The organism is Brevundimonas sp. GW456-12-10-14-LB3 (genome assembly GCF_059424365.1).
In genome coordinates this window covers 1-20,647 of record NZ_JBWKZJ010000047.1, presented here as the reverse complement: position 1 = coordinate 20,647, position 20,647 = coordinate 1, and the positions used below count along the sequence as shown (strand labels likewise).

Sequence of the window (20,647 nt, the reverse complement as noted above, 5' to 3'; positions counted from 1 at the left end):
CGCCATGCCCGATCCGCCCCCGCCGCCGCCGCCGACGCAGACGACCTCGATCCACCGCGCCCAGGTCGGCAGGGCATAGACGCCGTCCGCAGTGAAGACGCTGGTTTCGCGCCGGGTGGCGCCTTGATCGAAGGCGACCCTGCCCGTGGTGCGATCCACGCCGAAAGCGCGCCGCCAACTGCCGCCGTCGGCGCTGACCTTCAGGCTCAGATCCTCGTCGCCGACCAGACCCAGTTCAGCCCGCCCGCCGTATCCGCTCTGGAACAGCAGCGACAGCACGTCGCCCGCCGCCTCCTTGTTCAGGGTCAGGCGCAGATCGCCGTCGCCGCCCTCGCCCGAGCCGCGCGCCGTAAACAGGGCGGCGTTGCTCTTGATCGCCAGGGGGTTTGCGGCGTCCGCCGTCGTTCCCACCCCCAGGCGCGACAGGCCCTGGGCCTCGCCCAGACAGTCGCCCAGCGCTCGCCAGCCGGCGGCGCTGCGGACCACGATCACGCCCGCGTCCAGAACCAGGGCGATCAGTCCCACGGGCGCGGCGACCTCGGTCCAGCCGCCCGCCTCGAACCGCATCAGGGCGCCCGCCGGGCGCCCGCTCCAGGCCGAGCCGACCGGCTGCTGCGGCAGGATGTAGAGGTCGCCGTCCGCGGGCTGTGCCGGTTGGTTCGAAACCGACCGGCTGATCACCGCCGTCTGCACCAGGGCGTCCAATCGGCTCAGGGCGGCGTTCAGGGTCACATGCTTCTGCATCTGCCCCGCCGCCAGATAGGGCAGGCCCAGGCGTGCCGTGAAATCTTCGCTCATCGCCGTCTCCGTTCTTGTCGGAGACCAATCTGCCGCCACCGCGAACCCAGGCGCGTCAGACGGACGGAGCGGCGATCACAGGCTTGTTTTCACGTCAAAAGTTCGTCGCGACCGGCGGAGTTTCGTCCCGTCGCCCCCAGGCTCAGTCGTGCAGATAGACCACGCGACGCAGGGACTTGTGGTTCCGGACCGTCTCCAGATGGCGTTCATGCTCGCCGCTGGCCCGGGCGTTGGCTTCGGAGTCCTCGACCCAGTGGCTGGTTTCGATGTCCTTTTGCAGGGCCTTGGCCGCCAGCAGCTGGCCGGGGAAGAAGGTGTCGATCAGGTCGCCGGCGATGGGGACCGTGCCCGTCGCCGTATCCAGCGCCATATAGGCCGCCATTCTGGCCAGCGTCCCAGGCGCCGCCTTGGCCCGAATCCCCTGCAACAGCAGCCAGGCGCCCGTGCCCGCCGTATAGGCCGTGCCGACCACTGGCGCCCAGGTCAGCAGGGCGTCCATGCCGAAGCCGACCGGACCTATGCCGATGACCCGGTCCGACAGTTTCTTGACGCCCTCGACATTGGACCAGATCTTCTCGATATCCTTGATCGACCGTCTGGCCATGTCGCCCCCCACCGCAGCGCCTCAACGCGACACAGCCAACAGCGTTCATCGAGAAAGGCAATAAGGGATGTCGTTGCTGAAGACCGCAGCCAACGCCGCCGCCGGTCTGGTCTTGCTCGGCCTGGCGACGATCGGCGCAGCGGCGCTCAGCGGCGTCGGACACCGCTGGGTGGACATCCTGGCCCAGTTCACGGCGCCGGCCCTGCTCGCGGCGTCCGGCGTGACCCTGGCCTGCCTGGTTTTGCGCCTCTGGCCCGCCGCCGGCGCAGGCGTCGCTTCGGTTCTTGTCCTGGCGATCGCCGTCTGGCCCCAGTGGGCGCCGTCCCAGGGTCGCGCCACACCCGGCCAGCCCGTCGTTCGACTGTATTCCGCCAACCTCTGGGTGGAAAACACCGACGTCGCCGCCATGAAGCGTTCGATCGCAGCGGCGGACGCCGACATTCTGGTGCTGATCGAGGTCGGCGATGCGGCGTCGGATCGTCTGGACGACCTCCTGGCGGGCTATCCGCACCGCGCGGTCATGGGGGCGGCGGAGGCGCCGGGCGGCCGGGCCCTCTCGGTCGTCGCGTCCCGCTATCCGATCCTGCGCCGCCTGCCCGCCTCTCGCGACGGCCTGTCGGCCGTGGGCGCCGTGGTCGAGACGCCCCTGGGTCCGATCAACGTCTTCGGCGTCCACCTGACCCGGCCGTGGCCCTATCAGTATCAGTGGGGCCAGATCACCCAGGCCATGGCCCTGGACGCGCGCCGACGCGCCGCGCCGCCCCATCCGGTCATCGCCGCCGGCGACTTCAACAGCGTATCGAGCGCCCGGATCGGCCGCCAGATCAAGACGGACATGGGTCTCCTGCCCGCCCCCGGCTTCCCCGGCACCTGGCCCACCGCCCTGCCCGCCCTTGCGGGCATCGCCATCGACCAGGTCTATCGCTCGCCGGACCTGGCCCTGCTCAGCCGCCGCATCGGCGAACCGACCGGCTCGGACCACTATCCGGTCGTGACCGAGTTCACCCGCGCCGCGCCCTGACTTCGGGGTTCAGCCGCCGATCAGGGCCTTCAAGCGGGCCTCATGGCCGTCCGTCGGAAAGTCGTCGGCGACCCAGCGGTCCTCGAACGCCTTGAGGATGCGTCCCGTGTCCGGTCCCGGCTGAAGCCCCAGCCGCGCCAGATCGCGGCCGCCGACCGGCAGCCGGGGGGGCGTCCAGTCCTCAGCCAGCCGCCGCAGCGGACCGCCGTCGCTCCCTTCCGCCGCTTCCGCCCGCGCCAGCCGGTCTTCAAACGCGCGGCGCCCCAGCCGATAGATCGCAGCCCGCGCCTCGGCCGCGCCCATGTCGGGCCTCACCGCCAGCCCCTCGGCGACGGCGGCCGCCAGCCGGTCGCGCACGGCGTTGGACAGTCGCAAGCCTTCCGCAATCCCCCGCACCGCCGCCTCATCGACGGGCAGAAGCGCCGACAGCCGCAGGACAGGATCGCCGCTGCGTCGGCTCAGGGCCTCGAACATCGCCAGGGGTTGGACCTCCGGCAAGACCTGGCTCAGTACGCCCGTCCTCTCCATGGCGCGCACGCTGGCGATCGGGTCCGGCGCCGCCAGCAGCTTCAACAGTTCCTTGGACACCCGCTCGGCCGAGAGCCGCGCCATGCCGCTTTTCAGAGCGGCGCAGGCGGCCAGTCCCGTCGCGTCCGGCTCGCTCCGTCCATACCAGGCTTGAAACCGGAAGAAGCGGAGGATGCGCAGATAGTCTTCGCGGATGCGCGTTTCGGCCTCGCCGACGAAGACGATCCGCCCCTCGGCGGCGTCCGCCAGCCCCCCGCCCGTCGGATCGAACACCATGCCGGTCGCATCGGCGTAGAGGGCGTTGAGGCGGAAGTCGCGTCGGGCCGCATCCTCCGCCCAATCCTGGGTGAAGGCCACCACGGCGCGCCGGCCGTCGGTCTCCACGTCGCGGCGCAGGGTGGTGATCTCATAGGGCGCCCGCTCTGAAACCGCCGTAACCGTGCCGTGCTCAACCCCCGTCGGCACAGCCTTCAGCCCCGCCGCCTTCAGCGCCGCCATCGTCTGTTCGGGCGTCAGACGTGTGGCGATGTCGATGTCGTCCACCGCTCGGCCCATCAGGCTGTTGCGGACGCAGCCGCCGACGAAGCGGGCGCAGTCGGCGCCGCCCGCCGCTTCCAGCGCCGCCATGACGGCGCGGGTGGCCGTCGCCTCCAGCCAGGGCTGGCCCTGCACCGAGGCCGTCACGCCTCAACCTCGGCGGCGTCCCGCTCGGCCGCGCGTTCGGGATCGACCTCGTCGCCGTAAAGACGTGCGTGCAATCCCTTCAGAATGCCGGCCGTGACGCCCCAGATATAGCGCTCCTGCCAGGGCATGGCCCAGAACCACCGCCGCAGACCGTCTTCCAAATCATAAAAGTCCTGCCGGTGATTGGCCGCGTCCATCAGAAAGTCCCAGGGCGTCTCGAACACCTCCGCCACCTCGTCCGGCGACGGCCGGGTCAGGGGCGGCTGGTCCAGCCATCCGATCACCGGCGTCACCAGAAATCCCGTGCCGGTCTCATAGGCGTCCGACAGACCCAGAACCTCGACGGCGGCGGGGTTCAGCGCCACCTCCTCGTCGGCCTCGCGCAGGGCGGCCTGGACGGCGGTTTCACCAGGGTCCAGCCGACCGCCCGGAAAGGCGATCTGTCCCGTGTGCCGGGCCAGGGTGTCGGCCCGACGGGTCAAAAGGACCGTCGCCCCCTCGGGTCGCGCCACGACCGGGATCAGGACGGCGGCTGGCCTCAACTCCCGTACAGGCCGCGCCGCCTGGGGATTGAGATCGAAATCGGAACGCGCCGGCGCCGCCTCCGCCCGCCAGGCCCCGATCGGCGCCAGCCGCTCCGAAAGTCTGCGCCTCAGGGTCTCCAGACTCACGCCACGGCTCCCAGAGGAAACACCTGCCCGCCGGACCGGACCACCAGCCGCCCGTCCGCCTCCTCGGCCGCCTCGACCAACTCATAGAAGACCGCCCGCGTGATCCGCGCCCACAGGTCACGGCGCACATGCACGCGCGGCGCCGGCTCGCCGGTCTCGGGATCTTCGTCCACCACCAGTGGGTCGTCCGCCCCGGCCCGCACCTCGTCGCCGACGTCGGTGGTGAAGATCAGGTCCTCCCCCTCGCGCCGCACCGCCACGGCGCGAAACGGCAGGTCCTCGACCTCGATCTTCATCTTCTCGACCGGCGTGACCAGATGATAGCCGTCCGGGTCCAGGCGCAGAACGGTGGAGAACAGCCGCACAAGGGCCTCGCGCCCGATCGGCGATCCTTCGTGTATCCAGACGCCGTCTCGGCGGATCACGATGTCGATCTCGCCGCAATGGGCCGGATTCCACAGATGAACCGGCGGCAGTCCTCGGCCGGGCGCCTGTTTCGCCGCCTCTGCGACCGCGTTCAGACCTTTGGGCGTTTCATCCGGTTCTGTCATGACGTCCCTGACTTAGTGGCTGATCGTCCTGGACGGAACCGCGAAGCGATTCTTCGTCAGCCGATCCGGCCGCCCTTCCCGCCCGATCCGGGCGAGGCGCCGCCGCCTTGATCCCCCGTTCTCTCCGTCCCCCGGCGCGCCAGGGCCTGATCTTGGACGCCCGCGCGACCTCGCCAGAACACGCCCTCTGTTTCAACGGCTTGCGGCCTCAGCCGCCGAACGATCCGGCGCCCCGCCCGACGCCCCTATAATGACGCCCGGTCTTTGACATCGCAGAGAGAGAGAGAGAGAGAGAGCAAGGCGGGGCCGCCGCCGGACAGTCCGATCAGTGTCCAGCTGTTTTAGCAATAAGATCAAAGGCCGTCGGACAGATCGGACACATCGGACACCTTTTTTGTCGGACACATCGGACACATCGGACACATCGGACACTGTTTTCGCGTTCAATGAGCCCGCCGGGGGAAGGTCAGCCGATGCGGACGCCGCCGGCCGCCGTTTCACTCCCGACCGCCAGCCACAGCACGCGCCGCTGATCGACCGGCCCCGGCAACTGGGCCTCGGGCGCCCCGACGAAGCCGAACCGCTCGAAATAGGCGCGGTCGCCGACCAGCAGTATCCCGCCGGTCGCCGTCGAGCGGGCGTGATCGACGCAGGCCTGAACCAGACGCGCCCCCAGCCCTTCGCTGCGAACCGCCGCCTCGACCGCAATGGGGCCCAGAAACAGGCCGGGCGTCGCGCCGATCACCACGGGCCACAGCCGGACAGACCCGACGATCCGGCCCTGCCGATGGGCGACGAAGCCCACGGCGGGACGCGTCCCCTCGCGCAGCCGCTCGGCCGTCTTGGCGAAACGGCCTGGGCCAAACGCGGCCAGAACCAGGGCGTCCACGCCCGCCGCGTCGGCGGGCGTTTCAAGGGCGATGGGCTCGGCGACCAGGTCAGGGGCCGAAATCTGGATAGAGGCGTGCGACATGGGCGCTCCGACGGGGGCGCGCGCACCTAGAACCAAAGCTGCGCTGAATCAAGGCGCGGTCTTGCGACGCCTTCAGCCCGCCTTCGAAAAGTCGGGCGCCCGCTTCTGGGTGAAGGCCATGAAGGCCTCCATGGCCTCGGGGCTCCGCATCTGGGATCCGAACGCCTCGCCCTCGCGCTGCATCAGGGCCCACAGACCTTCCGCATCGCGCATCAGCCGCTTGGTCTTGCGGATCGAATTGGGCGCACGGGCCGCCACCTTGGCCGCCAGATCCGCCGCCGTCGCCTCGACCGCCTCCGCCGGAACGACGCGATTGGCCAGGCCCCAGGCCGCCGCCGTCCGTCCGTCGACGGGCTCGCCCAGGGCGAACAGTTCGAACGCCCGCTGATGGCCGATCGCGGCGGGCAGCAGCAGGCTGGACGCCGCCTCCGGCGCCAGGGCCAGATTGACGAACGGAACCGACAGCAAGGCGTCCTCGGCCACCACCACCAGGTCGCAGTGCAGCAGCATGGTCAGGCCGATGCCGACCGCCCGGCCCTTCACCGCGGCCACCAGCGGCTTGTCCAGATCGGCCAGGGACTTCAGGAAGCGGAACACCGGCATGTCGAACGGCTGTTCTGTCTGGGAGCCGATGGCGATGAAGTCCCCGATGTCATTGCCGGCCGAAAAGCTGTCGCCTTCGGCCCGCAGCAGCAGAACCCGCACGGCCTCGTCGGTCCGCGCCTGTTCGACCGCCTCCGCCAATGCGGCGTACATGGTCTGGGTGATGGCGTTCTTCTTGTCGGCCCGGTCCAGCGTCAGGGTCAGGACGCCGTCGGCCAGTTCTGTGCGGATATGTTCGCTCACGTCGTTTCCTCGTCCCGTTTGACGGCCGTCCACCAATCGACGCCGTTCTCATCGCGCGTCCGTTGGGCGCGGCCGCGCTTTGCCAGATAGTTCAGGTGCGCCTGGGCCTCGCCCGTGGCCATGCCCAGGACGCTGTCATCCACCGCGCGCCCGAAGACGGCGGAGAAGCCGTCGATCACCCTAGACGGTTGACGCAAGGTCCGCTCAAGCCGTTTCAGCGCCGTCTCATGACCGCGTTTCAGAGCGTCGAGCCGGGCGTGAACGCCCAGGAAGGGCTCCCCGTGCGACGGCAGAATGAAGGCTCCGTCCGGCAGGAGGCGCCGCAGCTTCTCCAGCGAATCCATCCAGTCGCCCAGCGGATCGGCTTCGGGCTCGGTGGGCCAGACCGAGACGTTCGACGAAATCCGGGGCAGGATCTGATCGCCGGAGATGAAAACGTCGTCAGACCTACGCCACAGGCAAACGTGCTCCGGGCTGTGTCCTGACCCGACCACCACGGTCCAGTCGTCGCCGTCGATCTGGATCACATCCTCATCCGACAGCCGCAGATAGCTGCGCGGCATCGCCGACACCCCCTTGGCGAAGCCGCCGTAATCCTTGCGCCAGCGGTCGATCTGGGCCTCGCTCCATCCGGCGGCCCGATAGTAGCGTTCGCCGTCTTCGGGGGCGTCCCCGGCCTCCTCGGCCATCAGCATCCGGGCGGTGACATATTCCAGCCGCGACATCAGCAGCGGCGCGCCGCTCCGCTCGCACAACCAGCCGGCCAGGCCGATGTGATCGGGGTGCATGTGGGTGCAGACCAGGCGGCGGATCGGGCGCCCTTCCAGCGCGCCGGCCAGCGCTGCTTCCCAGGCCGCAATACTGTCAGGCGTGCGCAGGCCGGTATCGACCACCGTCCATCCGTCGCCGTCCTGAAGGGCGTAGACGTTCACGTGGTTCAGCTGGAACGGCAGGGTCAGCCGCATCCACAGGACGCCGGGGGCGACTTCGATCGCCTCCCCTCCCGCGGGCGTCTGGGGCATGGGGTAGGTCAGCCCTCTTGCGTCCATCCCCGTCTTCACCGCCGTCGCATCGTCCGCCAAGTGGGTCTCCAATCAAAACGCGCAGACCTTAATCCCGTCAGCCCTCCATCGTCCACAGCCGCCTTGACCCTGCCCGATTAGAAGGCCACGAAGCGTTCAGTCCTTTCAGATCTCCAAGGTGTTCCATGAAAGCCCGCTTCGCCGCCGTCCTCGCGGCGCTGATGTTCAGCGCCGTTACGGTCGCTCCCGCCGCGGCCCAGACCCGCGCCAATGACGATCGCCAGGCTGTTGCAGAAGGCTCTTCACGAGCCGCCGCAGCGCGCCAACGGCGCGAACGCCGCCCTGCGCCGCCGACGCCTGAGCAGATCATGGCGGCGGCTCAGGAACAGGCCACCCTGGCCAACACCAACTGCCAGGTCACCGAAGCCAAGCTGCTGGGCGAAACCGCCGCCAAGACCTCGGTCTATGAGGTCGCCTGCGCCACTGGCCCGGGCTTCATGATCGAATCCAAGACCCCGCCGTCGGCCACGGATTGTGTGCTTCTGGCCCATTCGGCCTCGGTGGTGCGCGAGCGCGATCCCGCCGCCGACGTCGGCCCGCAATGCACCATCCCCGCCAACACCGACACCCAGAAGGTTCTGCGCGAATACGCCCAGAAGGCGGGCGTCCCTTGCACCGTGGACCAGGCCAAGGTCCTGGGTCAGTCCAACGACGGAGGCGTCATGTATGAGGTCGGCTGCGCCGACGCGGCGGGCTTCTGGGTCAAGCAGTTGAACAACGAATGGACCAAGACACCCTGTATCCAGGTGCTGGCTGAAGGCGGCGCCTGCGCCTTCACCACCGCCGCCGAGAATGCGGCCCAGGTGAAGCAACTGCTGGCGGGATCGGAAGCGGCGGGCTGCGACGTCACCGAGGCGCGCCTGATGGGCCAGAACGCCAACGGCATGTTCTATGAAGCCAAATGCGCCGGGGCCGACGGCGTCATCGCCCGCGTGAACGCCGAGAACGTCGTGCAGCAGATCTATCCTTGCGCCACCGCTCAGCGGATCGGCGGCGGCTGCACCCTGACGCCGGCCACTGCTGCGGCCCCCGCCCCGGCCGGCGGCCGCCCCTAAGACAGACCGATTGACGGCAAGGGGCCGCCGGAGCGATCCGGCGGCCCTTTTGTTTGCGGCGCCTCTTTCCCGAAACCGAGACGCAGCCTAGCGTCCCCGTCATGCGCATCGCCACTTGGAACGTGAACTCGGTCAACGCTCGCCTGCCCACCGTGCTGGCCTGGCTGGAACAGGCCGCCCCCGACGTCGCCTGCTTCCAGGAGATCAAATGCGTGGACGAGAAGTTTCCGCGCGAGGCCTTCGAGAGCCTGGGCTACAACGTCGAGACCCACGGCCAGAAGAGCTACAACGGCGTGGCCCTGCTGTCGAAACACCCGCTGTCGGACATCCGGCGCGGCCTGCCGGGCGACGAGACCGACGAACAGGCCCGCTATCTGGAGGCGGTGGTCGAGGCGCCCCGGCCGATCCGGGTGGCCTCCATCTATCTGCCGAACGGCAATCCGATCGGCACCGAGAAGTTCGACTACAAGCTGGCCTGGTTCGATCGGCTGAACCGCCACGCCCGCGACCTGCTGGCCTTCGAGGAGCCCCTGGCCCTGTGCGGCGACTATAACGTCATTCCCGAGCCGGAAGACGCCAAGAACCCCGCCGCCTGGACCGATGACGCCCTGTTCCAGCCTCAGAGCCGCCAGGCCTTCCGCGCCCTGAAGCACCTGGGCCTGGCCGACGCGCACGAGGTGGGGGGCGAACCCGCCGGAACCTACAGCTTCTGGGACTATCAGGCCGGCGCCTGGCAGAGGAACCACGGCATCCGCATCGACTTCGCCCTGCTCTCGCCCCAGGCGGCGGACCGGCTCCGGGGGATCGAAACCCATCGCGAGGCCCGCGAGATGGACAAGCCCAGCGACCATGTGCCGGTGGTGGTCGATCTGGACCTGTCGGCCGGATCGGAGGTCTGACCCATGGCCGAGGTCGTTCGGGTGGTCCTGCTGATCGCCTTGGCGGCGGCCCTGCTGACGACCCTGGCCCTGGCCCTGTCCTGGTGGATGGAGCCGCCGCGCCGGATACGCCGGGCCCTTCTGAAAGCCCTCGGCGCCCCGCCTGAGGTCGAGGCCGTTTCCCCCCGCGAGGGCCGGGCCTGCGCGCTGAATTTCGACGTCGAACAGGTGGTGGTCCTTTGGGCCAACGGCGCCCACGGCCTGGCCTACGCCTTCGAGGAGGTGGAGGGCGGAGAGATCATCGTGGACGGCCATGTGGTGGCCCGCATCCGGCGCGGCGAGACGCGCAAGTCGCTGGACGTCATGGCGCCGGACGCCGAACAGGTGGTGCTGCGGCTGATGTTCGCAGACGCCCGTCATCCCGAGTTCGAACTGGCCCTGTGGGACGCCGCCCTGGCCGGCGGAACCGGCTCGCCCGGCGAGGCGCTGCGGCTGGGTCGGCGGTGGCTGTCGCACCTGGAAGCCCTGTTGAAGAGCTGATCGCCCCCTTCCGATTGGGCGGCGAGCGGTCTAGAACCCCCGCTCATTCCTAACGACACGCCTTTTTACGGGAGGCCGCCTTGGCCCGCCTATTCGACGCCTATGTCGTCGCCGACTGGACCGCCGCCGAGACCAAGAAGCTGGGCGACAGCTCGCTGTGGATCGGGGTGGCAAAGCGCGACGTCCGCTTCCGCCTCTATACCGAGACGCACAATGTCGCGACCCGGGCCGAGGGCGAGGCCCTGCTGACCTCGATCCTGGCGGACCACCGAAAGCGCGGCGACCGGGTTCTGGTGGGGCTGGACTTCAACTTCGGCTATCCGGTCGGCACGGCCGCGCGGCTGAAGCTGGAGGGAACCCCCTGGCAGGCCATGTGGAAATTCATCGCCGCCAATGTCGTGGACAAGGCCGACAACACCAACAACCGCTATCAGGTGGCGGCCAAGATGAACCGTCTGATGACGGACGAGGCCTGGCCCCTGTGGGGCGCGCCTGCGAAACAAGCGCAGCGCTGGCTGACGACCACCAAGCCGCCCGCCGGCGCCGGCGCCGACATCCCCGAATTCCGGGCGACCGAGAATGCGGCGCGCAAGGGCCGGCTGCAGCCCAAGAGCGTGTGGCAGATGCACGGGGCCGGCGCCGTGGGCGGCCAAACCCTGGTGGGCATACCGGCCGTGCGCAGGCTGTTGGAATCTCTGGGACCTTCGGGCGCCGTCTGGCCGTTCGGCACCGGCTGGCGCGAACTGACGCCCGACGACGTCGAGCCCCTGTCGGCCCTGGTTGTCGAGGTCTGGCCCTCGATGTTCGACGGCAAACCCCATGAGGGCGAGTTCAAGGATCAGGCCCAGGTCCGCTCCACCGCCGAGGCCCTGGCGCGGATGGACGAGGCCGGCGACCTGGCCAAGGCCTTCGGCCCGCCCAAGGACGCAACGCCCGAACTGATCGCCCAGGTCGAGCAGGAAGAAGGCTGGATCCTGGGAGTCTGACCCCCAGGTCCGTCAGGACAGGCGGTCGCGGAACTCTGACCAGTCGAATTCGCGAACCAGCTTCAGCGCGTCGGTGTCGCTGTTCCAAAGGGCGATGGCCGGCAGCGGCACTCCGTTGAAGGTGTTGGTCTTCACCATCGAATAGTGGGCCTGGTCCAGAAAGGCGATGCGGGTTCCGGCGGTCGGCGCCGTGGCGAAGCCATAGTCGCCGATGATGTCGCCGGCCAGGCAGGACGGACCGCCCAGGCGATAGGTCACCCCGCCTTCCGCCTCGTTCAGCATGGCCGGACGATAGGGCGCCTCGATCACGTCCGGCATGTGGCAGGTCGCCGAGATGTCGGTGATGGCGATGGGCAGGCCGTTGTGGAAGGTGTCCAGCACCTCCCCCACCAATATGCCGGCGTCCAGCGCGATGGCCTCGCCCGGCTCGATATAGACCTGAAGTCCGTAACGCTCGCCCAGGTCCTTCATGAAGGCGACCAGGGCGTCGATCCGATAGTCGGCGCGGGTCACATGGTGGCCGCCGCCCAGGTTGATCCATTTCAGGTCGGGCAGCAGGGGCGCCAGCTTCGGTTCCACGGCGGCCCAGATCCGCTCCAGCGGCTCGAACCCCTGTTCGCACAGGGCGTGGATGTGCAGGCCGTCGACGCCGTTCAAGTGTTCCGGCTTCAGCTGCGACACCGGAAAGCCCAGGCGCGAACCCAGCTGGCAGGGGTCGTATTTGGCGACCTCGCCCTCCGAATGTTCCGGGTTCAGTCGCAGGCCGATGTCGAACGTCTCGCCCTCGGCGCGGGCGGCCGCGATCAGGTCGGCGAAGCGGGCGATCTGGTCCGGGGCGTTGAAGATGACCGTATCCGACAGCCGCAGGATCTCGGGCAGGTCGGCGGGCTTGTAGGCGGGGGAATAGGTGGTCAGGTGGCCCTTGTAGAACTCCCGCGCCAGGCGCGCCTCCCACAGGCCCGAGGCGCAGACGCCGTCGAGATATTCCCCGACGACGTCGGCCAGAGACCACATGGAGAAGGCCTTCAGGGCCAGCAGCACCCGGGCGTCCGCCCGCGCCCCGACGTCCTGAAGGACGGCCAAGTTGCGACGCACCGCGACCTCGTCGACCACGAAGGCGGGCGACGGGACGCGGTTCAGATCGAACCGGGCGAAGGCGCCCGGTCCGCCGGCCTGGGTCTGCATGACCATGGGCGTGTCCTCAGAAGTCCAGCGGAGCGGACAGTTCCTCGACCGTCCAGGGCAGGCCGTGCTTGTTCAGCATGTCCATGAAGGGATCGGGATCCAGCTGCTCCATGTTGAACACCCCCTCCCCCTTCCACTGGCCGGTCAGCATCAGGGCCGCGCCGATCATGGCGGGGACGCCGGTGGTGTAGCTGACGGCCTGGTTGCCGGTCTCGGCATAGGCGGCTTCGTGGTCGCAGATGTTCTTGACGTAGACCGTCTTCTGCGCCCCGTCCTTCAGGCCGGTGGCGATGGTGCCGATATTGGTCTTGCCTTTGGTGATCGGGCCGAGCGACGCGGGCTCGGGCAGCAGGGCCTTCAGGAACTCAATCGGGATGATCTCGCGGCCCTGGAACATCATCGGCTCGATCGAGGTCATGCCCACGTTCTCCAGCACCTCCAGGTGCTTCAGATACGAGTCGCCGAAGGTCATCCAGAAGCGGATACGCTTGATTTCCGGATAGAATTTGGCCAGCGACTCCAGTTCCTCATGGTACATGAGGTACATGTTCTTGGGCCCCACGCCCTCGAAATCGAACGTCTGCTTGTGGCTGAGCGCCGGGCCTTCGACCCACTGGCCGTTCTCCCAGTGACGCGAATTGGCGGTCACTTCGCGCAGATTGATCTCGGGGTTGAAGTTGGTCGCGAAGGGCAGGCCGGTGTCGCCGCCGTTGCAGTCCAGGATGTCGAGCGTCTCGATCGAATCCAGCAGGTGCTTCTTGGTGTAGGTGGTGAAGACCGAGGTCACGCCGGGGTCGAAGCCCGACCCCAAGAGGGCCATCAGACCGGCGTCCTTGAAGCGGTCCTGATAAGCCCACTGCCACTTGTATTCGAACTTGGCCTCGTCGCGCGGCTCATAGTTGGCGGTGTCGAGATAGTTGACGCCGGCGGCCAGGCAGGCGTCCATGATCGACAGGTCCTGGTACGGCAGGGCCAGGTTGACCACCAGGGCCGGCTTGACCGACTGGATCAAGGCGGTGGTCGCGGCCACGTCGTCGGCGTCGATCGCCGCCGTGTCGATGGTCACGCCGAAACGCGACTTCACCGATTCGGCGATGGCGTCGCACTTGGCCTTGGTGCGGCTGGCCAGGGTGATGTGCGAGAAAATGTCCGAATTCATCGCCATCTTGTGGACGGCGACCGAACTGACGCCGCCGGCGCCAATGACCAGCACCCTGCTCATCTGTGCTTCTCCTGAAGTCTCAAAAGGCCTCGGCGACATCGCCGCCCGTATAAAGGGCGGGGCTCATAGCACGATGATGACAGGATCGCTAATGGGCGGGGATTTGTGACGAATTCGGCGGATTTTTCGCGTGTGGACGCGGGGCGTGGGGTGTGGGGCGAGGGGCGCGGCACTCGGAAAAACGATGTCCGATGTGTCCGATCTGTCCGATTGCGACGACCGACGACGAAAAAAGGGTGTCCGATGTGTCCGGACTGTCCGATTGGGACGGGTGGAGACCGGAAAAACAGTGTCCGATGTGTCCGACTTGTCCGAAAGGCGACGCCGGACGACGAAAAACAGTGTCCGATGTGTCCGAACTGTCCGATTGTTACAGGGGGCGTCGAAGCTGACGAAGGCCGAGCGGACGCCAGACGCCGCAGGGCGCCTTTGCGGAAGGGCTTTACGTTCTCAAGGACCGACGGGGATTGTACGCCGGTTTTGAGGGGGGATGGTCGAATTGGCTTTTTGAGCTGATGACCTTTGAATGAGTCGGTCCTGCAATCACGTTGTGAGGAACGCCGGGCCGTCGCTGGGCGGAATGTGTAGGGCAACAAAGCCAGTTCCAGACATTCGGGCACCTGCATGAATGCGACTTTCCTCCAATCGGCCTAGCGCGCCCTAGCCCGGCCATCAGTTTTTCTGGAGAGGGCGACGCACAGGCTTGATCTGACCCCATAGTCAACCTTTAGGAGTTGGTGATACATCCCTATCTACGATCTTCAGAATCGAACTGGACAGCCGACTTTGACGAGCTTTGCACCGATCAACGACGATCACGCAGTCACCAGCGTGTTGTTCGGGCTTCAACTCGACGAATTCATTGAGCCCCCGACGATTGAGCTCATAAAGCGCGCAACGCCTTGGTCCGACAGCCTGCCTGCGGTCACGGCCCTGCCTCCAGTCGAAATTAACCAGGGAGGTCAAAACTTCCCTATTCCCGCTGTTCAGTTTGCGATTGTGCGGCCTGACAGCCGTCCGCTTTGGAGCGTCAAGTTCAGCGGTTACGATCTCATTGTGGAATGCACTGTCTACAGCCGCTGGGCTGAAGTTTGGAATTCCGCAAGCCGGTACTTGAGTGAGGCTTTTGAGCTTGTGCGTTCCAAGCAAACCGACGTGAATATTTCAGATTTTCGACTGCAAGTGACCGACCAGTTCCGCACTGCGGAAGAGGGATATAAGGCCTCTGACCTCTTCGCGGAAGGAAGTCGTTACCTTGCTCCGATGGCTTACGATGGGCGTCAGGTCTGGAACAACGCCGTAGGTTGGAGCGAGACGGAAGGCAATGTTCGCTATTCCGACACTCTGGCTATCCAAATTCAAGGCTACGAAAATGGCTCGACCGTCACCCCCCCTTATCTGGTGACAATCCAACACTTCGGTCGAGCAGTTACGGCGGGAGATCCTGCGCCCGACGTTGAAAGGTTGGATGAACTGATCACCAATCTTCACGAGCGAAACAAAATTGTAATTCGGGAAATTTTGTCGGCGGAGATGCGCGAGCGCATTGGCCTCAAGCAATGAACGGCCTTCAGCACAACGGCATCACTGCAACGCATGCCTTAAAAGCGCAAGGCATGTTCAGCGGTCACGACAACAGGCAATATCACGTCGTGCATGTGACGCCCGCCAGCTTCTATATGGCTAACACCGGAGAGCACGATCGGATTGATTTCAGTTCCGGATGCATGCGGAACGTTCATTTTGCCCCAACCGTTCAAGTCTCCTTCAATAGCGAGAAGAAGTACAAGCAGAAGGTCTTGAACCTGACACCCAACGTCGAGCGACGTGTGGTTCACGGGGGGCATGTTTGGCGACCGACCTTGGACTTGCCCCACCATCTCGTTCCACTTGAGGCGTCTATTATCGAGCCGACAGCCCATAGCGTTGGAGCAGCGGTTTATAGTGACGCATCAAGGCCCGCCGTTATTGACGAGGTGGTCTCACTAGTCTCCGGCTGGGATGGCGAAGGGAGTATCGCGCCAACTTCAGAAGGGAAACGCTCGACCGTCGAAATCGCAGCGATCTTGGGTAAGTTTATCGACAGCGCAGAAGTTGAAGTCGATCCCTCCGATGGAGGTGTAGCGTTGCGTTGGTTTAGCAATAGTGAGCGCGCGCTAGTGTCGATTGACATTCGCCCCACCGGCAAGGCCGTCGTAGTGGGCACGAACGTGGGCGGAAAAAGCTCGCGAAAAATGCTCGCACCTAATGAGCTGCACCGCGTGCTTCGAACTGCAGTCGATGCTGGTCTGACCCGCCTTGACGATAACGTGCGCTGAGATATGCCCGCTTGAACAGAGCGGACTGCGAACTTACCAGACGCCCCTTGTCAGAGACGACGAGTGGGTCTGCCGGACTATTCGGCCCGGTGAATACAAATCTAAAAAGGCCATTAAAGCTGCCTTCGTCCAGACTAGTCAATTGAATGCCGGATCACTATCGGCGTGGCGACTCAATGATGTCGTGGAGATGCCTGACTTAGCAGACCGGCTGGCTGAAAAGCTCGGCAATGTCCCAGAAAATATCCTTGCCGTCCAAGCTGCGCTGCTACGAGGTATCCGACTTGACAATGAACAGCGCGCGCTATGCGTTGTTAACGACACGCGGACTGACTTGGCAGGAAGCCACGACCCTGAGCATATTGCATTATCCCCTTGTGCGCGATTCGACGGTATTGATCATGATGAACGTGAAACAATAGTCTCCGCTCTAAAGGGGGAAATTATCAGCATTTACAGAGGATTCGGTACTCCACTACACCCTGTTCCCGACTGATTGTTCAAACTAGAACTCTGCCCCAAGGCCCGCTTCGGGGTGCCTTTGTTTCTGGCTGTTGGCTGCTTTAAATGACATTGGCGTCCGCATCTCGCCCGAAGGAGCGACGGTCGCCGACCAATACCCAGACGCTTTTGCTGCCTCGGCCAGTCTAGATAAAGGTGCGGCCGAGCACCAAGGAGCATTTCCGTAGCGGTAGCTGGGCCTATCAGCAAAAGCGGACAGGTGATGTATCCGCTTTGAGTCAAATTTCCCTACCCGATCAACGCCCGCGCCGCCGCCCGCGCCTCATGGGTGATCTGCGCTCCCGACAGCATCCGCGCGATCTCTTCCTGACGGCGGGCCTCGTCCAGGGCCACCACCGTGGTGGTGGTCAGGCCGTCGCGGTCGGCCTTCATCACCTTCCAGTGGGCGTGGCCGCGGGCGGCGACCTGGGGGCTGTGGGTGACGACCAGGACCTGGGCGCCGGTCGACAGGCGTTTCAGGCGCGAGCCGACGGCCTCAGCCACGGCGCCGCCGACGCCCTGGTCCACCTCGTCGAAGATCATGACCGGCTGGCGCATGTCCTCGCGGCTGGCCAGGGCCGCCTTCATGGCCAGGGCGAACCGGGCCAGTTCGCCGCCCGACGCAATGGCGTCCAGCGGGCCGAAGTCGGTTCCGGCGTTGGTGGCGATCTGGAAGCGGACGGTCTCGACCCCGTCGGGGCCGCGCCGGCCCTCGATCGGCTCCAGCGCCACGCGGAACCGGGCGCGCTCCAGCTTCAACGGGCCAAGCTCGTCCATGACGGCGGCGGTCAGGCGGTCGGCCGCCGCCTCGCGCGCCGAGGTCAGGAATTCGGCGGCCAGGTCATAGGCTTCGGCGGCCTGGGCGGCCTCGCGCCCGGCGGCGGCCAAGGCCTCCTCCCCGTCCTCGATCAGGCGCAGCTGTTCGCGCAGGCGAATGCGTAAGGACGGCAGGGCGTCGACGGTGGTGTGCAGTTTCCGGGCGGCGGCGCGCAGGGCGAACAGCCGTTCCTCGGCCTTGTCCAGACGGCCGGGCTCATAGTCGAAGGCGTCGGCGGCGGCGTCCACGGCGGCGATGGCCTCGGCCGCCTCGACCAGGGTGCGGTCGATGGCCTCGACGGCGGCGGACAGTTTGACGATGACCGGATGGTCGCCCTCGGCCCCCGCCTGACCGGCGCGCTGGCGGGCGTGTTCGACGGCGCGAAGCGCAGCGCCCAGCTTCTGGCTCAGCTTGTCGCCGCCCAGCTGGGTGCGGGCGTCGGCGAGATCGGCGATGGCCTTTTCGGCGGCGCCCAGCAGGGCGCGTTCGCCGGCCAGTTCCGTCTCCTCGTCCGGGCGGGGATCGAGGGCGTCCAGCTCGGCCAGGTTTAGGCCGATCTCCTCGGCGCGGGCGGCGGCGTCGGCCGCCTGGGCCTTCAGCTCGGCCAGCCTCGCCTCGGCGGCCTTGAGCTTGGCGGCGGCGGCGGCGACGGCCTGAAGCTGGGGTTGCAGGCCTCCATAGGCGTCCAGCAGGCCCCGGTGGGTGCGCCAGTCCAAGAGGCCGACGGTCTCATGCTGGCCATGGACCTCGACCAGGGCGGCGCCGATCTCGCGAAGCGCCGTGACCCCGGCGGGCTGGTCATTGACATAGGCCCGGCTGCGGCCGTCGGCGTTCAGGACGCGGCGCAGGATCAGCTCCTCGCCCGGCTGCACCTCGAACCCCTTGTCGGCGATCAGGGCCAGCAGGTCGGGATCGTCGGGGGCGCTGAAGACGGCGGTGGCCACGGCCTGTTTGGCCCCGTGGCGCACCAGGCCGGCGTCGCCGCGCCCGCCAAGGGCCAGACCCAGGGCGTCCAGAATGATCGACTTGCCCGCCCCCGTCTCGCCCGTCAGCACGGTCAGGCCGGTCTCGACGTCGAGATCCAGCACGTCGACCAGAACGACGTCGCGGATGGAAAGGGCGGTCAGCATGACAGTTGGTCGCCGGTGGAACGAATCAGGATCACGCCGTCAGAATCGAGAGATGTGCAGGGATACACAAGGCTATTTCCCCGCCCCCCGGGCGATCAGCCCGGGATGATCCGTTGCAGCCAGCTCTCGCGCTTGGCTTCGGGCGCCTTTTCCGGGGTCTGGCCGTTTTCGGTCAGCAGGGCGTAGGCCTCGGCGTACCAAGGGCTGCCGGGGAAGTTGTAGCCCAGGACGGCGCCGTTGCGGGTCGCCTCTTCCTTCAGCCCCAGCTGCAGATTGACCTCGACCAGGCGGTACAGGGCCTCGGGCGTGTGGGAGGTGCGCTGGAACTCGGGATTGGCGATGACGGCCTTGTAGCGGTTCAGGGCCGCCAGGGGCTGGTTGGCGCGCTGATAGTAGCGGCCGATGTTCATTTCCTTGCCGGCCAGCTGGTCGTTGACCATGTCGATCTTGACGGCGGCGTCGGTGGCGTAGGGGGTGCCCGGATAGCGGCGGGCCACGTCCTTCAGACCGGCCAGGGCGGCGGTGGCGTAGCCCTGGTCGCGGCCCACGTCGGTGATCTGTTCGAAGTTGCAGACGGCCTTCATATAGAAGGCGTAGGCTGCCGACGGATTGCCGGGGAACAGCTGGATATAGCGGTCAGCCGCGGCGATGGCGTCCGTATAGTTGTTGTTCTGATAATAGGCGTAGATCTGCATCAGGATCGAGCGGCGCGCCCAGTCCGAATAGGGGTGCTGGCGTTCCACCTCCTGGAAATAGTCGACGGCGTCGGCCCAACGGCGCTGTTCCAGCCGCTGATAGCCGGTGTTGTACAGCGCCTCGACCGGGCGTTCTTCATAGGCGAGCCTGGGCCGCTTGTTCCCGGCGCAGCCGGAAATCGTCAGAGCGGCGGCCGCTGCGGCCATCAGCACCAGGCCGGAACGGAACTTGGAAACGGACAAGGACGACCCCATGACGAGCGAAAGCGGGGCCCCAAGCCCAGCTTCCAAAAACCAACGCGGCGATCTCTAGCACCCGCGACCGGGGCGCGCCATGCCGAGGAAATCTCCGTGCACGACTTGCCCTGACCGGCTCCGCTGGTAAAGAGCGCGCCAACCGACACCCGTTCATGGGGGGCGGATGACGGCGAAAGGATGACCAGCCGATGAAGCTGCTCTCAGGCAACTCCAACCGAGGCCTGTCTCAGGCCATCGCCGACCATCTGGACGCGCCCCTGACGAAGGCCCAGGTCAAGCGGTTTGCGGACAATGAGGTCTTCGCCGTCATCGAGGAGAACGTCCGGGGCGAGGACGTCTTCATCCTCCAGTCGACCAGCTATCCGGCCAACGACAATCTGATGGAGCTGCTGATCATCACGGACGCCCTGGTGCGGGCGTCCGCCAAGCGGATCACGGCCGTCATGCCCTATTTCGGCTATGCCCGTCAGGACCGGAAGACCGGCGGCCGCACGCCCATCTCGGCCAAGCTGGTGGCCAATCTGATCACCCGCGCCGGCGCCGACCGGGTGCTGACCATGGATCTGCACGCCGGCCAGATTCAGGGCTTCTTCGACATTCCGACCGACAATCTGGTCGCCATTCCGGTCCTGGCCCAGGACGTGAAGGAAAACTACGCCCGGGGCGACGACCTGATGATCGTTTCGCCCGACGTGGGCGGGGTGGTGCGGGCCCGCGCTCTGGCCAGCCGCCTGAACGCCGACCTGGCCATCGTCGACAAACGCCGGCCCAAGGCGGGCGAGAGCGAGGTGATGAACATCATCGGCGACGTCGAAGGCCGTCGCTGCATCCTGTTCGACGACATCGTCGATTCGGGCGGCACCCTGGTCAACGCCGCCAAGGCCTTGATCGACCAGGGGGCGACCGAGGTCTCGGCCTATATCAGCCACGGCGTGCTGTCGGGCCCGGCGGTGCAGCGGATCACCGACGGGCCGCTGAAGGAGCTGGTGATCACCGACTCCATCGAACAGCCCCACGAAGTTTTGAACTGCGCGAAAATTCGCAGGGTTTCCGTGGCTCCGCTGATCGGTGAAGCTATCCGTCGGATCGCCAACGAGGAATCCGTGTCGAAGCTGTTCGATTAATCTTCGGCAAACCACTTTCGACACGTTATAAGCGCCTTCCAGTACGCGCCCCCGCCGGGGCCTCCTTTCAGTTCTGTGGACGCGCCCTATGCCCAAGGCCTTCATGACCCGCGGCCTTTCGATCGCCGCCATCGCCGCCGCCGCCATCCTGGCCAGCTGCTCGACGAAAGAGGCCGAGCC

At 66.6% G+C, this 20,647-nt stretch carries 20 protein-coding genes; 8 read left to right on the top strand and 12 right to left on the bottom strand.

Annotated features, from left to right (window positions below):
- Both AC07XS_RS14460 and AC07XS_RS14455 read right to left on the bottom strand, forming a co-directional pair.
- A partial coding sequence (locus AC07XS_RS14460; RefSeq protein ID WP_182714967.1) for a DUF2793 domain-containing protein occupies positions 1-798 on the bottom strand: 798 nt, incomplete at its 3' end.
- Between the two features lie 142 nt (positions 799-940).
- The gene (locus AC07XS_RS14455; RefSeq protein ID WP_054765094.1) at positions 941-1,402 is read right to left on the bottom strand and encodes a DUF4112 domain-containing protein; all 462 of its coding nucleotides are present in this window, start codon (positions 1,400-1,402) and stop codon (positions 941-943) included.
- A 67-nt stretch (positions 1,403-1,469) separates the two neighbouring features.
- On the opposite strand from AC07XS_RS14455, the gene AC07XS_RS14450 reads away from it, so the two are divergent.
- Positions 1,470-2,423, top strand: coding sequence for an endonuclease/exonuclease/phosphatase family protein (locus AC07XS_RS14450; RefSeq protein WP_182714968.1), 954 nt, complete (start codon positions 1,470-1,472; stop codon positions 2,421-2,423).
- 9 nt (positions 2,424-2,432) lie between these two features.
- Here the strand turns inward: AC07XS_RS14450 and AC07XS_RS14445 are convergent, their stop codons facing one another.
- From AC07XS_RS14445 to AC07XS_RS14420, 6 genes are all read right to left on the bottom strand, one after another.
- Positions 2,433-3,635: a CCA tRNA nucleotidyltransferase gene (locus AC07XS_RS14445; RefSeq protein ID WP_182714969.1), complete on the bottom strand. Its 1,203-nt coding sequence runs from the start codon at positions 3,633-3,635 to the stop codon at positions 2,433-2,435.
- On the bottom strand, positions 3,632-4,306 hold the full coding sequence (locus AC07XS_RS14440; protein WP_182714970.1) for a CoA pyrophosphatase: 675 nt from the start codon (positions 4,304-4,306) through the stop codon (positions 3,632-3,634). The genes AC07XS_RS14445 and AC07XS_RS14440 overlap by 4 nt, the downstream gene beginning before the upstream one ends.
- Positions 4,303-4,857, bottom strand: coding sequence for a DUF1285 domain-containing protein (locus tag AC07XS_RS14435; protein ID WP_182714971.1), 555 nt, complete (start codon positions 4,855-4,857; stop codon positions 4,303-4,305). The genes AC07XS_RS14440 and AC07XS_RS14435 overlap by 4 nt, the downstream gene beginning before the upstream one ends.
- A gap of 466 nt (positions 4,858-5,323) precedes the next feature.
- On the bottom strand, positions 5,324-5,830 hold the full coding sequence (locus tag AC07XS_RS14430) for a GNAT family N-acetyltransferase (RefSeq protein ID WP_182714972.1): 507 nt from the start codon (positions 5,828-5,830) through the stop codon (positions 5,324-5,326).
- A gap of 72 nt (positions 5,831-5,902) precedes the next feature.
- Positions 5,903-6,676, bottom strand: coding sequence for an enoyl-CoA hydratase (locus tag AC07XS_RS14425; protein WP_182714973.1), 774 nt, complete (start codon positions 6,674-6,676; stop codon positions 5,903-5,905).
- Positions 6,673-7,758: an MBL fold metallo-hydrolase gene (locus AC07XS_RS14420; protein WP_494732681.1), complete on the bottom strand. Its 1,086-nt coding sequence runs from the start codon at positions 7,756-7,758 to the stop codon at positions 6,673-6,675. Before AC07XS_RS14420 ends, AC07XS_RS14425 begins: the two co-directional genes overlap by 4 nt.
- Positions 7,759-7,883: 125 nt before the next feature.
- On the opposite strand from AC07XS_RS14420, the gene AC07XS_RS14415 reads away from it, so the two are divergent.
- From AC07XS_RS14415 to AC07XS_RS14400, 4 genes are all read left to right on the top strand, one after another.
- Positions 7,884-8,813 carry a hypothetical protein gene (locus AC07XS_RS14415; RefSeq protein WP_182714974.1) on the top strand — a complete coding sequence of 310 codons (930 nt, stop codon included), beginning with the start codon at positions 7,884-7,886 and terminating at the stop codon, positions 8,811-8,813.
- 101 nt (positions 8,814-8,914) lie between these two features.
- Positions 8,915-9,712, top strand: a complete 798-nt coding sequence (locus AC07XS_RS14410) for an exodeoxyribonuclease III (RefSeq protein WP_182714975.1) — start codon at positions 8,915-8,917, stop codon at positions 9,710-9,712.
- A 3-nt stretch (positions 9,713-9,715) separates the two neighbouring features.
- Positions 9,716-10,231 carry a hypothetical protein gene (locus tag AC07XS_RS14405; RefSeq protein WP_054765085.1) on the top strand — a complete coding sequence of 172 codons (516 nt, stop codon included), beginning with the start codon at positions 9,716-9,718 and terminating at the stop codon, positions 10,229-10,231.
- Positions 10,232-10,311: 80 nt separating this feature from the next.
- Positions 10,312-11,217 carry a cobalamin biosynthesis protein CbiG gene (locus tag AC07XS_RS14400; protein WP_182714976.1) on the top strand — a complete coding sequence of 302 codons (906 nt, stop codon included), beginning with the start codon at positions 10,312-10,314 and terminating at the stop codon, positions 11,215-11,217.
- Positions 11,218-11,229: 12 nt separating this feature from the next.
- Here AC07XS_RS14400 and AC07XS_RS14395 read toward each other — a convergent pair whose 3' ends face one another.
- On the bottom strand, positions 11,230-12,408 hold the full coding sequence (locus AC07XS_RS14395) for a carboxynorspermidine decarboxylase (RefSeq protein WP_321208151.1): 1,179 nt from the start codon (positions 12,406-12,408) through the stop codon (positions 11,230-11,232).
- 10 nt (positions 12,409-12,418) lie between these two features.
- Positions 12,419-13,624, bottom strand: a complete 1,206-nt coding sequence (locus tag AC07XS_RS14390) for a saccharopine dehydrogenase family protein (protein WP_054765083.1) — start codon at positions 13,622-13,624, stop codon at positions 12,419-12,421.
- Between the two features lie 786 nt (positions 13,625-14,410).
- Here AC07XS_RS14390 and AC07XS_RS14385 point away from each other — a divergent pair.
- The gene (locus AC07XS_RS14385; protein WP_182714977.1) at positions 14,411-15,187 is read left to right on the top strand and encodes a TIGR04255 family protein; all 777 of its coding nucleotides are present in this window, start codon (positions 14,411-14,413) and stop codon (positions 15,185-15,187) included.
- On the top strand, positions 15,184-15,942 hold the full coding sequence (locus AC07XS_RS14380; protein WP_182714978.1) for a hypothetical protein: 759 nt from the start codon (positions 15,184-15,186) through the stop codon (positions 15,940-15,942). Before AC07XS_RS14385 ends, AC07XS_RS14380 begins: the two co-directional genes overlap by 4 nt.
- A gap of 750 nt (positions 15,943-16,692) precedes the next feature.
- On the opposite strand, the gene recN is transcribed toward AC07XS_RS14380, so the two are convergent.
- A complete protein-coding gene (recN, locus tag AC07XS_RS14375; RefSeq protein ID WP_182714979.1) occupies positions 16,693-18,390 on the bottom strand; it encodes a DNA repair protein RecN in 1,698 nt (565 codons plus the stop codon).
- Positions 18,391-18,485: 95 nt separating this feature from the next.
- On the bottom strand, positions 18,486-19,340 hold the full coding sequence (locus AC07XS_RS14370; RefSeq protein ID WP_054765080.1) for an outer membrane protein assembly factor BamD: 855 nt from the start codon (positions 19,338-19,340) through the stop codon (positions 18,486-18,488).
- A gap of 191 nt (positions 19,341-19,531) precedes the next feature.
- Between AC07XS_RS14370 and AC07XS_RS14365 the strand changes: the two genes are divergently transcribed.
- Positions 19,532-20,467 (top strand): ribose-phosphate pyrophosphokinase, encoded by a 936-nt coding sequence (locus AC07XS_RS14365; protein ID WP_054765079.1) that lies wholly within the window; start codon positions 19,532-19,534, stop codon positions 20,465-20,467.
- Positions 20,468-20,647: the final 180 nt, after the last annotated feature.